Source organism: Desertihabitans brevis (genome assembly GCF_003327535.1).
Lineage (GTDB): Bacteria > Actinomycetota > Actinomycetes > Propionibacteriales > Propionibacteriaceae > Desertihabitans > Desertihabitans brevis.
On the sequence record NZ_QOUI01000002.1, the window covers coordinates 205,686 to 219,861 of the forward strand.

Sequence of the window (14,176 nt, forward strand, 5' to 3'; positions counted from 1 at the left end):
GGTGACCAGGAGGAGCGCCATGCACACCGCCCGCCCGCGGCCCGCCCGCCGCCACCGCCCGACCCGGCTGGGTCTGGCCGCCGCGACCGCCCTCGCCCTGGCCGGCTGCTCGGCCGGAGCCAGCCCGTCCCCCGCGCCCCCACCGGCGGGGGCCACCTCCGCCGCCTCCTCACCGGCCACGTCGACCACCACGCCGACGCCCAGCCCCACCCCGACCCCCACCCCGACCCTGCCGGAGGTGCGCTCGCCCGACACGCTGCCGGCCTACATGGCCGAGGAGCTCGACCTCGACCTCACCATCACCCGGGAGCGGCTGCAGAGCGAGACCGACGACCACGAGCGGTGGGAGGTCAGCTACCCCAGCGGCGACCTCACCATCACCGGCATCCTGCTGGTCCCCGAGGGCGAGGGGCCCTTCCCGGCCGTGGTGCTCAACCACGGCCACATCGACCGCAACCGCTACTGGAGCGGGCAGGGCGTCCCGCGCGAGCAGGAGCACCTGGTCGAGCAGGGCTTCGTCGTGCTGCACACCGACTACCGCGGTCACGCCGGCAGCGACGACACCGACGAGGTCGACCACACCCTGCGGGTCGGCTACGTGCGCGACGCCGTGAACGCCGCGATCGCGCTCGGCAACGAGGACGTCGTCGACCCCGACCGGGTGGGCATGGTCGGCCGCTCGATGGGCGGCGGGGTGACCCTGGGCGCGGCCGTCACCCACCCGGAGGTGATCGATGCCGCCGTGGTCTACGCCTCGGTCAGCTCGCTCTACCTCGACAACTTCCGTCGCTGGGAGCTGCCCGAACGCTCCGGCACCGCCCAGGAGGTGTACAAGGAGTACGGCGACCCCGAGGAGAGCCCGGAGTTCTACACCGACCTGTCCCCGAGGACCTTCTTCGACCGGATCGCCGCGGCCGACCTGCCGGTGCAGATCCACCACGGGGAGGCCGACGACACCTGCCCCGTCGAGTGGGCCCGGGCCACCGAGGCCTCGTTGGAGGAGGCCGGGGTGCGCACCGAGACCCACTACTACGCCGACGAGGGGCACACCTTCGAGGCGGAGTGGCAGACCTCGATCGAGCGCACGGTGTCCTTCCTGGAGGAGAGCTTCGAGGACTGAGCCGGGCGCAGGGTGCAGACTGGGCAGGTGCCACGTTTCCTGTCCGCCCGACCCGACTCCCGTCTGATCCCGCTGCCGTGGTCGACCCCGCTGGCGGACTGGCCGACCGAGCACCTGGTGGCCCTGCCCCGCGGCATCTCCCGGCACGTCGTCCGCTTCATCAAGGTCGGCTCGGACGTCTACGCCGCCAAGGAGGTGCTGGAGCACCTCGCGCTGCACGAGTACCGGCTGCTGCACGACCTCACCCGGCTGGCCACCCCGTCGGTGGTCCCGGTCGGCGTGGTCACCGGCCGGGTGGGGCCGGACGGGCCGCTCGACCCCGTGCTGCTCACCCAGCACCTGCAGTTCTCGCTGCCCTACCGCTCGCTGTTCGCCCCCGGCGTCCGGTCGGAGACGGTCAGCCGGCTGCTGGACGCGATGGTGGTGCTGCTGGCCCGGCTGCACCTGACCGGCTTCCTGTGGGGTGACGTGTCGCTGTCGAACTGCCTGTTCCGGCGCGACGCGGGCTCCTTCGCCGCCTACCTGGTGGACGCCGAGACCGGTGAGCTGCACGACACCCTCACCGACGGCCAGCGCGCCCACGACCTGCAGATCGCCCGGACCAACCTGTTCGGCGAGTTCAGCGACCTCGAGGCCGGCGGCCTGCTGGACGAGGCGCTGGACCCCCAGCAGCTGGTCGACACCATCGAGGCCCGCTACCGCGAGCTGTGGGACGAGCTGACCGGGGTCGAGGAGTTCGACCAGTCCGAGATGCACCGGATCGAGGGCCGGGTGCGCCGGCTCAACGCGCTCGGCTTCGACGTGGCCGAGCTCGACATCGTCACCGACCTGGACGGCTCCACGGTGCGGATCCAGCCCAAGGTGGTCGACGCCGGCCACCACTCCCGCCGGCTGCTGCGGCTGACCGGGCTGGACACCGAGGAGAACCAGGCCCGCCGCCTGCTCAACGACCTCGACACCTTCCGGGCCCGCACCGACCAGCAGGGCGCGGACGAGGCGATCGTGGCCCACCAGTGGCTGACCACGAACTTCGAGCCCGTGATCGCCGCGGTGCCGCCCGATCTGCGGGCCAAGCGGGATGCCGCCGAGATCTTCCACGAGGTGCTGGAGTACCGGTGGTACTCCTCGGAGCGGGCCGGATACGACATCGGCCTGATGGAGGCCGCGCAGGGCTACGTCGACAACGTGCTGCGCACGCTGGAGGACGAGGCGATGGCGGCCGCGCCGCTGCCCGAACGGCGGCTGGCCAACCCCTACGACCCCTCCCAGGGCTTCGCCGAGGACACCGACCAGGCCCCCTACGACCCGTGGGAGGCCGAGGCCGAGGAGGTCGACGTCCGGGCCGGCTCCTTCCTCGACATCGACGCGCTGCGCCGCTCCCGCGGCTGAAGGGCCCGTCCGGCGTTGGGAGCCGTCGGGCAGACTGGGTTCCCCGACCCCTGAGGAGGTCGCCATGGACGTCGCCACCCTGGTCGTCGTCGGTCTCGTCGTCGCCGTCGTGCTGGTGCTGCTCGTGCTGCTGCGGGTCACCGCGGTCTTCACGGTGCGGACGCAGGAGAACGTCATCGTCGAGCGCTTCGGCAAGTTCGTCCGGGTCGCCGGCCCCGGGCTGAACTTCAAGCTGCCCTTCGTCGATTCCACCACCGCCCCGATCTCGCTGCGGGTGCAGCAGCTCGAGGTCAACATCGAGTCCAAGACCCGCGACAACGTCTTCGTCACGGTGCCGGTCGCGGTGCAGTACGTCATCCCCGAGGGCAACGTCCGCGACGCCTTCTACCGCCTGTCCGACCCGACCGCGCAGATCCGCTCCTACGTCTTCGACGTCGTCCGCTCCGCGCTGTCGGGGCTCAACCTCGACGACGCCTTCGAGTCCAAGGACGACATCGCCACCTCGGTGGAGCGGACGCTGTCCAACCAGATGCGCAACTACGGCTTCGAGATCGTCAACACCCTGGTCACCGACATCTCCCCCGACCCGCGGGTGCGGGACTCGATGAACTCGATCAACGCGGCCCAGCGCGACCGGGTGGCCGCCCAGTCGCTGGCCGAGGCGGACAAGATCAAGCGGGTCACCCAGGCCGAGGCCGAGGCGGAGGCGAAGCGGCTGCAGGGCGTCGGCGTCGCCGCCCAGCGCAAGGCCATCGCCGAGGGCATCGCCGAGCAGTACGAGCTGTTGCGCCAGGTGGGCATCGAGGCCACCGCCGAGCAGCTGCTGCTGATGACCCAGTACTTCGACACCCTGCAGGACGTGGCCCGCAACGGCCGCTCCAACGTGCTCTACCTGCCCTCCAACCCGGGCGCGGTGGGCAGCATGTTCGACGAGATCCGCAACAGCCTGCTGATCTCCAAGGGCGCCGAACCCGCCCTGACCGACACCGGGGCCCCGGCCGGCGACGAGCCGTCGGCGCGGCGCGCACCCGAGCCGCCCCGCGCCCCGGCCCCGCCACCCGCCCGGCGGGCCGAGCCGGCGCCGCAGCGCTCGCTGCAGCAGGCCGCCGGCCAGACCCAGGCGCGGGTGGACCAGGTGCGTGACCTGGCCGAGCGGTTCGTCCGGCGCCGGCGGGGCTGAGCGCGTCCTCCCCCTCGACCCGCCCCCCTCGACCCGGCTCCGCTCAGCCGGCGGCCGGACGGCCGTAGCCGACGGCCTCGCGGACCACGGGCGGGGCGGCCCGGAGGAGCTCGGCGTCCGGGGCCGCGCCCAGGGCGTCGTTGACGGTGGAGAAGGCCTGGCGCAGCGCCACGTAGAGGGTGAGCCCGACGACCTGGCGCTCCTCCAGGCCGGCGTCCCGCAGCGCCTGCACGTCGTCGGCGGTGGTCCGGTTCGGGTCGCGCACCACGGCCCGGGCCCACGCCGCCAACGCGTGCTCGGCCGGGTCCTCCAGCGGCGCCCCGGAGAGCACGGCGCCCGCCACCTCCTCCCCCGCCACCTCGGCCAGGCGGTTCCCCCAGGCCAGCGAGCAGTAGGCGTCGCCCAGGGTGGCCGCCATCGCGGTGACGACCACCCCCTTGCGGCGCAGGTCCAGCCCGGCCAGCTCGGCGGCCAGCACGGTGAGCTCGGTCCAGCGGCGGTGGGCCTCCGGGACGTGCGCCCACAGCCGGGTCAGGTTCATCACGTAGCCGACGTCGGCCACGTCGTCGTCGAACATCTGCTGCGCGGCCTCCGACGGTGGCGCCCCGTCGAGGAAGCCGGTGCGGTGCTGGTCAGCGGCCATCGCGGGTCCCTCCTGCCACCAGCATGGCACCGGCTCAGCGCGGTGGCATCCGCAGGGCTCCGTCGAGGCGGACCACCTCGCCGTTGAGCAACGGGTTGGCCACCAGGTGCTCGACCAGCGCGGCGTACTCCTCCGGACGTCCGAGCCGGGAGGGGTGCGGCACCAGCGCCTCCAGCGAGGAGCGGACCTCCTCGCCCAGCCCGGCCATCATCGGGGTCTCCATCACCCCCGGTGCCACCGTCATCACGCGGATCGCGGCGGAGGCGAGGTCGCGGGCCGCGGTCAGGGTGAGCGCGGCCACGCCACCCTTGGAGCTGGCGTAGGCGGCCTGGCCGACCTGCCCGTCGTAGGCGGCGACGCTGGCCGTCATGACCACCAGCCCGCGGTCGCCGTCGGTGGGCTCGTTCCCGCTCATCGCCTCGGCGGCCAGCCGGAGCACGTTGAAGGTGCCGAGCAGGTTGACCTCGACCACGGTGCGGAAGTGCTCCAGGCTGTGCACCCCCTTGCGGCTGAGGATCCGTCCCGGTGTGGCGACCCCGGCGCAGCTCACCGCCACCCGCAGCGCCCCGAGCGCACTCGCCTGCTCGACCGCCGCCCGCACCTGGTCCTCCTCACGCACGTCGGCGGGGGCGAACACAGCCCGCGCACCCAGCTCGGCAGCCACCTCGGCCCCGGCCGAGGTGGGCAGGTCGACCAGCACCACACCGGCACCGGAGGCGGCCAGGACGCGGGCGGTGGCCCGTCCCAGGCCTGAGCCGCCACCGGTGACGAGGACGGCGTCGGACGCGGACAGCTGCATGTCCCGACCCTAGCCAGCACGCACCGACGGTGGTGGGATGGGGCGCACGCCGCCACCCCTCGGAGGTCCCCTCGTGCCGATCAGCCGCCGACTGCTGCTCACCGCCGCCCCCGCCGCCGGGCTGCTCACCGTCGCCTGCCCGTGGCCGGCCCGCGCCGACACCGGCGAGGACGACCTGAGCCGCGTGCTGGCCAACACCGTCGCCTCGCTGGCCGGCACCGAGGCAAGCAACGCGCACCCGGCCGTCCAGCCGTGGCTGGCCCGCCAGGAGGCGACGGCCCGCAACCGGTTGGCCGCGATGGACGCCGCCGGGCCCGGCGAGCTGTTCGCCGGCGTCCCGCTGGGCAGCGACGACGCGCTGCTGGCGCGCACGGCCGGCTACCTGCTCGACATCGCCCGGGCCACCCGGCTCGCCGGAGGCCGCTCCGGGCTCGCCGACGACGTCGCCGTCCAGGACCGCGTGCTGCAGGCCGTCGCCTGGTTGCACACCCACCACCTCGCCGACCAGTCGAAGGGCTACTACGGCAACTGGTTCAACTGGGAGATCGGCGTGCCGGGCTCGCTCACCCGGACGCTGGTGCTGCTCTCGCACCGGCTGCCCGAGCACCCCGGTCTGCTGACCGCGCTGCTGCCCACGCTGGACGCCTACCTCCGCCATGGGAAGGACGGCGACGTCGACCTGGACTCGCGGTTCCACACCGGGGCCAACCTGGCCGACATCACCACCAACCGCATCCTGCAGGGGGCGCTCACCGGGGACACCCAACGGGTCAGCGCCGCGATCGGCGACCAGCTGACCGTGTACGCCACCATCGACCCCTACCACCTGAGGCACGGGGTGACCGACGGCCACTACGCCGACGGCTCCTTCATCCAGCACCACTCGGTGGCCTACACCGGCTCCTACGGCAAGGCGCTGCTGGCCCGCGTGGTGCAGACGACCGCCCTGCTGCGCGGCACCTCCTGGGCCTCCGGGGCGGAGCTGGTGGAGGTGGTCCAGCAGTGGGTCCGCGACGGCTTCGCACCCGTCGTGTTCGAGGGCTGGATGATGGAGGCGGTCAAGGGGCGCGCGGTCTCACGGACCACCACCGGCTACACCGACGTGGCCGCGGTGGTCGAGGCCGTGGTCGACCTGGCCGAGCTGAGCGAGGGGGCCGAGGCCGAGCGCCTGCGCAGCTGGGTGGCCTACCTGAGCGAGGCCGCCGGCCCGGCGATCGACCCGCAGGGCTTCGGCTCGCCGCTGAGCATCGCCCGGCACGCCGACCTGCTGGCCGACCCGGCGGTGCGGCCGGCCGACCTGGTGCCCACCACCTCCCACAGCGCCTTCGCCGCCATGGAGCGCAACGTGCACCGCCGTCCCGGCTGGGCCTTCACGCTGTCGCGCAGCTCGGAGCGGATCAGCAAGTACGAGTACATGAACGGGGAGAACCTGCTGCCCTGGTTCCAGGGTGAGGGCGCCCACCACCTCTACCTCTCCGGCCAGGACCAGAGCCGCGTCTTCGGGGTCGACCACCTCGTCACCGTCGACCCGGCGCAGCTGCCCGGGGTCCTCGCCCCGGTCGAGCAGCGGCGCAGCGTCCCCGACCTCTACGGCACCCGGTGGTACGAGGACCCCGACCACCCGCTGGGGTTCACCTCCTCCTCGGAGTCGCAGAACACCTACGTCTACTTCCCGGTCGGCACCTCCGCCCACTCCGGCGGCGCCCGGCTGGGCGCCTACGGCACGGCGTCGATGGTCCTCTCCGACGACGTGGCCCACCGCGATGCCGAACGGGGTGTGCTCCCGCCCGAGCTGGTCACCTGGGCCAACGCCCGCGCCACCCGCTCCTGGTTCATGCTGGACGAGGAGGTCGTGCTGCTCGTCGCCGGCGTCTCCGACCCGGCCGGACGCGACGTGCTGGTCACCCTGGACCGTCGCAGCACCGCCAGTGCCGCCGTCACGGTGACCGGACGGCTCCGCGACGGCAGCCCGTGGACCGGTCCGGGCCGGGCCGACCTGGCCTGGGTGCTGTGGCAGGACGAGACCGACCGGGTGTCGGTCGGCCACGTGCTGCTGGACACCCCGGAGGTCGAGGTCACGCTCGAGCAGGTGCGGGCCAGCCGGCGGGCGGTCCGGCTGTCGAACCCGGCCACCACCGCCACCCGCACGGTGTTCGGCGTCGAGGTCGGGCAGCCGGCCGGCGCCGAACCGCTCGCGCTGGCGTGGGCCCTGGTGCCGGGGGCGGACGCCGCGGCGCTCGACGCCTACGCGGGCGGGCCCGGGACGTCCGGCGGCGCGCTGCGGGTGCTGGCCAACACGACCTCGCTGCAGGCGGTCCAGCACACCGGCACGGGGCTGACCGCGGTGAACACCTTCGGTACCGGGCTCCAGCAGGCCGGCGGCGTCCGCGTGGACGGTCCGGCCTCGGTGCTGGTGCGCCGCAGCGGCGCGGAGACGGTCGTGGCCGTGGCCGACCCCACCACCACCCGCGACCGGGTCGAGCTGGTGCTGGAGGGGTCGCTGCGGCTGGTCCGCTCCGACCGCCGGGTGCGGGCCACCCCGGTCGACGGCGGCACCCGGCTCACCGTGGACGTCCACCAGCACCACGGCCGCAGCGTCACCGCCACCCTGCGGCCGCGCTGAAGCACCACCTGGGGTCAGGAGGAGCGCTGCCGGGGCCGGGAGCTGCGCCGGAGCAGGTGCCGGGCCACCACCAGGCGCTGGATCTGGTTGGTGCCCTCGAAGATCTGGGCCACCTTCGCCTCGCGCATGTAGCGCTCCAGCGGGAAGTCGCGGGTGTAGCCGTAGCCGCCGAGCACCTGCACGGCGTCGGTGGTGACCTTCATCGCCGCGTCCGTGCAGTGCAGCTTGGCCACCGCCGCGTCGCGGCTGAAGGGGCGTCCGGCGTCGCGTTTGCGGGCCGCCAACAGGTAGGTGGCGCGGGCGGTGTCGACGGCCGTGGCCATGTCGGCGAGCAGGAACTGCATGCCCTGGAAGGAGGCGACCGGCCGGCCGAACTGCTCACGCTGCTCGGCGTAGGCCACGCAGGTGTCCAGCGCCGCCTGGGCGAGCCCCGTGGCGCAGGCGGCGATGCCGAGCCGGCCGGAGTCCAGCGACTCCAGCGCGATCCGGATGCCCTCGCCCTCCGCACCGATCCGGCGGTCGGCGGCGACCCGCACCCCGTCGAGGTGGACGGCGGTGGTCGGTGAGGCGGTCATCCCCATCTTGCGCTCGCGGCCGCCGGTGCTGATGCCCTCGGCGCCGGCCGGCACCAGGAACGCCGAGACGCCGCGGTGCCCGGGACTGGTCCGGGCGAAGAGGGTGTAGTAGTCGGCGACGTCGCCGTGGGTGATCCAGCTCTTGGAGCCGTCGAGGACGTAGTCGTCGCCGTCGCGGACCGCCCGGGTGCGCACCGCGCTGACGTCGGAGCCGGCCTGGACCTCCGACAGCGCGTACGCGCCGAGCAGCCCGCCGCCGATCAGGTCGGGCAGCAGCCGCTCGCGCTGCTCCTCGGTGCCCTCGGTGGCCAGCGCCAGGCAGGTCATCCCCTGCACCGACACGCTCACCCCGACGGTGAACCAGGCGGCCGCGATCTCCTCCAGCACCTGCAGGTACACCTCGTAGGGCTGCTCCAGCCCGCCCCAGCGCTCCTCGTGGGGCAGCGCGAAGACCCCCATCTCGCCCAGCTGGGCGACCAGCTCACGGGGGAACTCCCCGACCTCCTCGGCCTTGGCGGCCCGCGGCGCGAGCTCCGCACGGGCGAAGCCGGCGACCTCGGCGACGATGTCGGCGGCCTCCTCAGTGGGCAGCAGACGGTCGACGGGCATGGTTCCTCCGGGCTCTGGACGCTCGACGTCGAGCGGTACGGACGAGCGTACTGTAGTACCGCTTCGAGTGTGCCGACCTCGGGAGACGCCGTGAACCCGCTGCGCCCGCTGACCCGGCGCCAGTCCCAGCTGGAGACCGCGCTGCTGGAGCTGGTGCTGGCCGAGGGCTTCGCCCACCTCACCCTCGACGACCTGGCCGTGCGGCTGGGCTGCTCCAAGCGCACCCTGTACGCGCTCGCCCCGAGCAAGGAGCAGCTGGTCACCCGCATCGTGCGGCTCTTCTTCCGCACCGCCGCCGAGCAGGTGGAGCAGACCACCCGGCGCACCCGCTCGCCGGCCCGCCGGCTGACCCGCTACCTGGAGGAGGTGGCGACGGCGCTGTCCCCGGCGAGCCGGCGGTTCCTGGCCGACGTCAGCGCGTTCACCCCGGCGGCCGAGATCTACGAGCTCAACACCCAGCTCGCCACCAAGCGCGTCCGCGAGCTGGTGGCCGAGGGCATCGCGGCCCGGGAGTTCCGTGACGTGCACGCCCTGTTCGTCGCCGAGGTGGTGGCCGCCACCATGCGCCGGATCGGCAGCGGGGAGCTGCAGCGGGCCACCGGGCTCACCGACGCCGAGGCCTACCGCCACCTGGCCGACGTCGCCGTCGCCGCGCTGCGCCGCTGAGGTGGGCCGCGTCGGGTGCCGCCCAGTAGGCTGCGCGGGTGAGTCTCCGCCTCTACGACACCGCCACCGCCGAGATCCGTGACTTCGTGCCCCTGCGCGAGGGCCAGGTGTCGATCTACCACTGCGGGCTCACCGTGCAGGCCTCGCCGCACCTGGGCCACATCCGCAAGGAGGTGGTCTTCGATGTGCTGCGGCGCTGGCTCGGCTGGCACGGCTACGACGTCACGGTGATCGCCAACGTCACCGACATCGACGACAAGATCCTCACCAAGTCCGCCGCCGCCGGGGTGCCCTGGTTCGCCCACGCCTACCGCTTCGAGCGCGAGCTGCACGACGCCTACGCCGCGCTCGGCTGCCTGCCGCCCACCTACGAGCCGCGGGCCACCGGACACGTGCCGGAGATGGTCGAGCTCATCGAGGTGCTGCTGGAGCGCGGGCACGCCTACGTCGCCGAGGACGGCTCGGGCGACGTCTACTTCGACGTCCGCTCCTGGCCCTCCTACGGCGAGCTGTCCGGGCAGCGGGTGGAGGACATGGAGCCGGCGGCCGACGCCGACCCGCGGGGCAAGCGCGACCCCCGCGACTTCGCGCTGTGGAAGGGCCACAAGCCCTCCGAGCCGCTGACCGCGTCCTGGCCGACGCCGTGGGGACGCGGACGTCCCGGCTGGCACCTGGAGTGCTCGGCGATGGCCGGCAAGTACCTAGGCGACGAGTTCGACATCCACGGCGGCGGGCTGGACCTGCGCTTCCCCCACCACGAGAACGAGCTGGCCCAGTCCCGCGCCGCCGGGCGCCCTTTCGCCCGCTGGTGGATGCACAACGCCTGGGTGACCGCGGCCGGAGAGAAGATGAGCAAGTCGCTGGGCAACGGGGCGCTGGTCTCGGAGGTGACGAAGAGCTACCCGCCGCGGGCGGTCCGCTTCTACCTCGCCGGGCCACACTACCGCTCCCAGATCGAGTTCTCCGACACCTCGCTCGCCGAGGCCTCGGCCGCCCTGGCGCGGATCGACACCTTCGTCGACCGGGCCACCAAGGCGGTCGGTGACGCGACGGCCGAGCTGCCGGAGGCGTTCGTGACCGCGATGGACGACGACCTGGGCACCCCAGGTGCGCTGGCCGTCCTCTACGGCGCGGTCCGGGAGGGCCACACCGCCCTGGACGCCGGCGAGACCGCGCAGGCGCGGGCCCGCCTCGGCGCGGTGCTGGCGATGCTGGACGTCCTCGGGCTGCGGGCCGACGACCCGGTCTGGGGCGACACCTCCTCCGACCTCACCCCGGTGGTGGACGCGCTGGTGTCCTCGCTGCTGGAGCAGCGGGCCCGGGCCCGCGAGGCCCGCGACTTCGCCACCGCCGACGCCGTCCGCGACTCCCTGGCCGCGGCCGGGATCGCGATCACCGACACCCCCAGCGGCCCGGAGTGGTCGCTCGCTGCGAAGGAGCGCCCCTGATGCCCGGGAACAGCCAACGCCGGAACGCCGGCTCGAGAGGTCGCAGCACCGCGGTCGGCAGCGGCGGCAAGGGTCGGCGCACGCTGCGCGGCAAGGGCCCGACGCCGAAGGCCGAGGACCGCCCCTACCACAAGGCGTACAAGGCCAAGCAGGAGGCGCAGCGGCGGGGGGCCGGACGTCCGGCCAAGCCGGCCGCGCGGACCGGGCGCCCCGGCGCGGGCGCGGAGTGGGTGGCCGGGCGCAACCCGGTCCTGGAGGCGTTGCAGGCCGGCATCCCGGTCAAGACCGCCTACGTGGCCGAGGGCGCGGAGCGCGACGACCGGCTCCGCGACATCCTCAAGATCACCGCCGACCGCGGCCTGCCCATGCTGCAGGTCACCCGCGCCGAGCTGGACCGCCACACCGGCGGCGCGGTGCACCAGGGGGTGGCGCTGCAGCTGCCCGAGTTCGCCTACGCCCACCCCGACGACCTGCTGGCCACCGCGCTCGACCAGGGCCCGTCGGCCCTCGTGGTGGCGCTGGACCAGGTGACCGACCCGCGCAACCTCGGCGCGGTGGTCCGCTCGGCCGCGGCCTTCGGCGCCACCGGCGTGCTGATCCCCGAACGCCGCGCGGCCGGGATGACCGCCGCGGCCTGGAAGACCTCCGCCGGCGCCGCGGCGCGGATCCCGATCGCCCGGGCCACCAACCTCAACCGCAGCCTCAAGGCCTTCGCCGACGCCGGCTTCACCCTGGCCGGTCTGGACGGGGAGGCCGACACCGACATCGCCGAGCTCCCGGGGGCGTCGGAGCCACTGGTGCTGGTGGTCGGCAGCGAGGGCGAGGGCCTGTCGCGCCTGGCCCGCCAGACCTGCGACGTCCTGGTCTCGATCCCCGCCCCGGGGGTGGAGTCGCTCAACGCCGGCGTCGCCGCCGGGATCGCGCTGTACGAGATCTCCCGCCAGCGGGCCTGACCGCCAGAACCTGTTCATAGCGTCCCGACGGGCCGGTATCGGCGCCGATCGGACGCCATCGACAGGTTCCGGCGTGAGCATCTGCCCTGTGCACAACTCCGGGCACGGTGGTCGGCCCGTGCTGGCATGGATCCGTGCGGGTCCCCGACGTCGTCAAGGCCGGCACCCTCCTCGGGATGGGTCTGCCCCGGCGTGAGCTGGAGGCCCTGGTGGCCGGTGGTGCCTACCGCCGGATCGGTGGCGGCTGGCTCGTCTCCGGCGCGGCCTCGTCCGATGTCGTCAGCGCGCTGACCCGCGGCACGCGACTGACCTGCCTCAGCGCCGCGAAGGCGGTCGGGCTGTGGACGCCGCCCTTCGAGGGTGTGCACGTCTACGTCCGGCGGGGGTGCGACACGCCTCCTCCGTACCGGGGGCACCGGCCAGAACCGCGCTGCTGGCCCGACCGCAGCCCGATCGCCCCGGTACCGCTGCTGCTGCAGCACTCGCTGCGGTGCGCCGGGACGGAGACGGCCGCGATCCTGCTCGAGTCGGCGTGGAACCTCGGCATCCTCGACGCCGCGGGGGTGGCCGATGTCGTCGGCCGTCTGCCGTCCAAGCCCCGGACGTCGCTCTCACGTCTCCGCGGGGACGCCCAGTCCGGGACGGAGACCCGGGTGCGGCGGTGGTTGGAGAGCCGGCGCGTCCGGGTGCGGGCGCAGGTGACGATCCGGGGCGTGGGTCGGGTCGACCTGCTCGTGGGCGACCGGTGGGTGGTCGAGTGCGACAGCGTCGCCCACCACACCGGCGTCGAGAGCTACGCCAGGGACCGGCGCCGGGACCTCGAGCTGCAACGCCTCGGCTACGTGGTGACCCGGCTCTCCTGGGAGCAGGTCTTCCTGGAGTGGGAGGCCACCCGGCAGGCGCTCACGGAGATCCTGCGGCGGGGCGAGCACCGCCGGAAAGTGCTCATGGCGTCCGATCAGGTCCGCTACGGGCTCGAAGGGACGCCATGAACAGGTTCCGGCGGCGTCAGAGGCGGGCCAGCCGCTCGGCGGCCTCGGCCAGCACCTCCGGGCGCTTGCAGAAGGCGAAGCGGACCAGGGTGCGGGCGGAGTCGGGGTCGGCGTGGAAGACCTGGCTCGGGACGGCCACCACGCCGGCCCGCTCGGGCAGCGAGCGGCAGAACGCGATCCCGTCGCTCTCCCCGATCGAGGCGATGTCGACGTTGACGAAGTAGGTGCCCTCGGCGCCCAGCGTCTGCAGGCCCGCCGCGTGCAGACCCTGGACCAGCAGGTCGCGGCCAGCCTGCAGCCGGTCCCGGATCGCCTGCAACCGCGCCGGCGGCAGCCCGAGCCCCACCGCCACCGCCGGCTGGAACGGCGCGCCGCCGGAGAAGGTGGTGAACTGCTTGACCGTGTTGACCGCCCGCACCAGCGGCGCCGGTGCGCACACCCAGCCGATCTTCCAGCCGGTGACGGAGAAGGTCTTGCCGGCCGAGGAGACCTGCACGGTCCGCTCCCGCATGCCGGGGAAGCCGGCCAGCGGCAGGTGGGGCCGACCGTCGAAGGTGAGGTGCTCGTACACCTCGTCACAGACCACCCACAGGTCGTGCTCGACGGCCACCTCGGCCAGCGCCCGCAGCTCCTCCTCGGTGAGCACCCGCCCGGTGGGGTTGTGCGGGGAGTTGACCAGCAGCACCCGGGTCCGACCGGTCACCGCCGCCCGCAGTGCCGCGACGTCTAGGGCGAAGTCCGGAGCGCGCAGCGTCACCGGCCGCAGCACGGCGTGGGCCATCGCCACCGCCGCGGCGTAGGAGTCGTAGGTCGGGTCGAGGGCGACCACCTCGTCGCCCGGGTCGCACAGCGCGAGCAGGCTCGCCGCCACCGCCTCGGTGGCCCCGGTCGTGACGAGCACCTCGGTCGCGGGGTCGTAGCGCAGCCCGTACCAGGCCTCCTGGTGGGCGCAGACCGCCTCCCGCAGCACCGTGTGGCCCAGCGCCGGCGGGTACTGGTTGACGCCGTCGCGCACGGCCCGGGCGGCGGTCTCGAGCACCTCCTCCGGCCCGTCGGTGTCGGGGAAGCCCTGACCGAGGTTGATCGCCCCGGTCGCGGTCGCGAGCTGCGTCATCTCGGCGAACACCGTCGACCGGAAGGCCCGCATCCGCTCCACCAGTGGCTCAGTCACCCGGTCAC

At 73.9% G+C, this 14,176-nt stretch carries 12 protein-coding genes; 8 read left to right on the forward strand and 4 right to left on the reverse strand.

Going from position 1 to position 14,176, the window contains the following annotated elements:
• Positions 1-19: 19 nt before the first annotated feature.
• The 3 genes from DT076_RS04305 to DT076_RS04315 all read left to right on the forward strand — a co-directional run bounded on the left by DT076_RS04305 (position 20) and on the right by DT076_RS04315 (position 3,689).
• Entirely contained in the window at positions 20-1,120 is a 1,101-nt protein-coding gene (locus DT076_RS04305; RefSeq protein WP_114125415.1) for an alpha/beta hydrolase family protein, read from the forward strand.
• Positions 1,121-1,147: 27 nt separating this feature from the next.
• Positions 1,148-2,509 carry a DUF4032 domain-containing protein gene (locus DT076_RS04310; RefSeq protein WP_114125416.1) on the forward strand — a complete coding sequence of 454 codons (1,362 nt, stop codon included), beginning with the start codon at positions 1,148-1,150 and terminating at the stop codon, positions 2,507-2,509.
• Positions 2,510-2,573: 64 nt separating this feature from the next.
• A complete protein-coding gene (locus DT076_RS04315) occupies positions 2,574-3,689 on the forward strand; it encodes an SPFH domain-containing protein (protein WP_114125417.1) in 1,116 nt (371 codons plus the stop codon).
• Positions 3,690-3,732: 43 nt separating this feature from the next.
• Here the strand turns inward: DT076_RS04315 and DT076_RS04320 are convergent, their stop codons facing one another.
• Positions 3,733-4,332 (reverse strand): carboxymuconolactone decarboxylase family protein, encoded by a 600-nt coding sequence (locus DT076_RS04320; RefSeq protein ID WP_114125418.1) that lies wholly within the window; start codon positions 4,330-4,332, stop codon positions 3,733-3,735.
• A 34-nt stretch (positions 4,333-4,366) separates the two neighbouring features.
• Entirely contained in the window at positions 4,367-5,131 is a 765-nt protein-coding gene (locus DT076_RS04325; protein ID WP_114125419.1) for an SDR family NAD(P)-dependent oxidoreductase, read from the reverse strand.
• Positions 5,132-5,204: 73 nt separating this feature from the next.
• On the opposite strand from DT076_RS04325, the gene DT076_RS04330 reads away from it, so the two are divergent.
• Positions 5,205-7,754: a polysaccharide lyase family 8 super-sandwich domain-containing protein gene (locus DT076_RS04330; protein ID WP_114125420.1), complete on the forward strand. Its 2,550-nt coding sequence runs from the start codon at positions 5,205-5,207 to the stop codon at positions 7,752-7,754.
• A gap of 14 nt (positions 7,755-7,768) precedes the next feature.
• On the opposite strand, the gene DT076_RS04335 is transcribed toward DT076_RS04330, so the two are convergent.
• Positions 7,769-8,938 carry an acyl-CoA dehydrogenase family protein gene (locus DT076_RS04335; protein WP_114125421.1) on the reverse strand — a complete coding sequence of 390 codons (1,170 nt, stop codon included), beginning with the start codon at positions 8,936-8,938 and terminating at the stop codon, positions 7,769-7,771.
• A 90-nt stretch (positions 8,939-9,028) separates the two neighbouring features.
• On the opposite strand from DT076_RS04335, the gene DT076_RS04340 reads away from it, so the two are divergent.
• The 4 genes from DT076_RS04340 (at position 9,029) to DT076_RS04355 (ending at position 12,997) form a co-directional block, all read left to right on the forward strand.
• Positions 9,029-9,604, forward strand: coding sequence for a TetR/AcrR family transcriptional regulator (locus DT076_RS04340; protein WP_114125422.1), 576 nt, complete (start codon positions 9,029-9,031; stop codon positions 9,602-9,604).
• Positions 9,605-9,642: 38 nt separating this feature from the next.
• Positions 9,643-11,052: a cysteine--tRNA ligase gene (gene cysS / locus DT076_RS04345; protein ID WP_114125423.1), complete on the forward strand. Its 1,410-nt coding sequence runs from the start codon at positions 9,643-9,645 to the stop codon at positions 11,050-11,052.
• Positions 11,052-12,005, forward strand: coding sequence for a 23S rRNA (guanosine(2251)-2'-O)-methyltransferase RlmB (gene rlmB, locus DT076_RS04350; RefSeq protein ID WP_114125424.1), 954 nt, complete (start codon positions 11,052-11,054; stop codon positions 12,003-12,005). Before cysS ends, rlmB begins: the two co-directional genes overlap by 1 nt.
• Positions 12,006-12,139: 134 nt before the next feature.
• Positions 12,140-12,997 carry an endonuclease domain-containing protein gene (locus tag DT076_RS04355; RefSeq protein WP_199538953.1) on the forward strand — a complete coding sequence of 286 codons (858 nt, stop codon included), beginning with the start codon at positions 12,140-12,142 and terminating at the stop codon, positions 12,995-12,997.
• Between the two features lie 16 nt (positions 12,998-13,013).
• Here the strand turns inward: DT076_RS04355 and DT076_RS04360 are convergent, their stop codons facing one another.
• Positions 13,014-14,168, reverse strand: a complete 1,155-nt coding sequence (locus tag DT076_RS04360; RefSeq protein ID WP_199538954.1) for a pyridoxal phosphate-dependent aminotransferase — start codon at positions 14,166-14,168, stop codon at positions 13,014-13,016.
• Between the last annotated feature and the right edge of the window lie 8 nt (positions 14,169-14,176).

Bases quoted from the DNA above. Each gene is read 5' to 3' on its own strand.
- DT076_RS04305 (WP_114125415.1), top strand. From the start codon at position 20: ATGCACACCGCCCGCCCGCGGCCCGCCCGCCGCCACCGCCCGACCCGG.
- DT076_RS04315 (WP_114125417.1), top strand. From the start codon at position 2,574: ATGGACGTCGCCACCCTGGTCGTCGTCGGTCTCGTCGTCGCCGTCGTG.
- DT076_RS04320 (WP_114125418.1), bottom strand. From the start codon at position 4,332: ATGGCCGCTGACCAGCACCGCACCGGCTTCCTCGACGGGGCGCCACCG.
- DT076_RS04325 (WP_114125419.1), bottom strand. From the start codon at position 5,131: ATGCAGCTGTCCGCGTCCGACGCCGTCCTCGTCACCGGTGGCGGCTCA.
- DT076_RS04335 (WP_114125421.1), bottom strand. From the start codon at position 8,938: ATGCCCGTCGACCGTCTGCTGCCCACTGAGGAGGCCGCCGACATCGTC.
- rlmB (WP_114125424.1), top strand. From the start codon at position 11,052: ATGCCCGGGAACAGCCAACGCCGGAACGCCGGCTCGAGAGGTCGCAGC.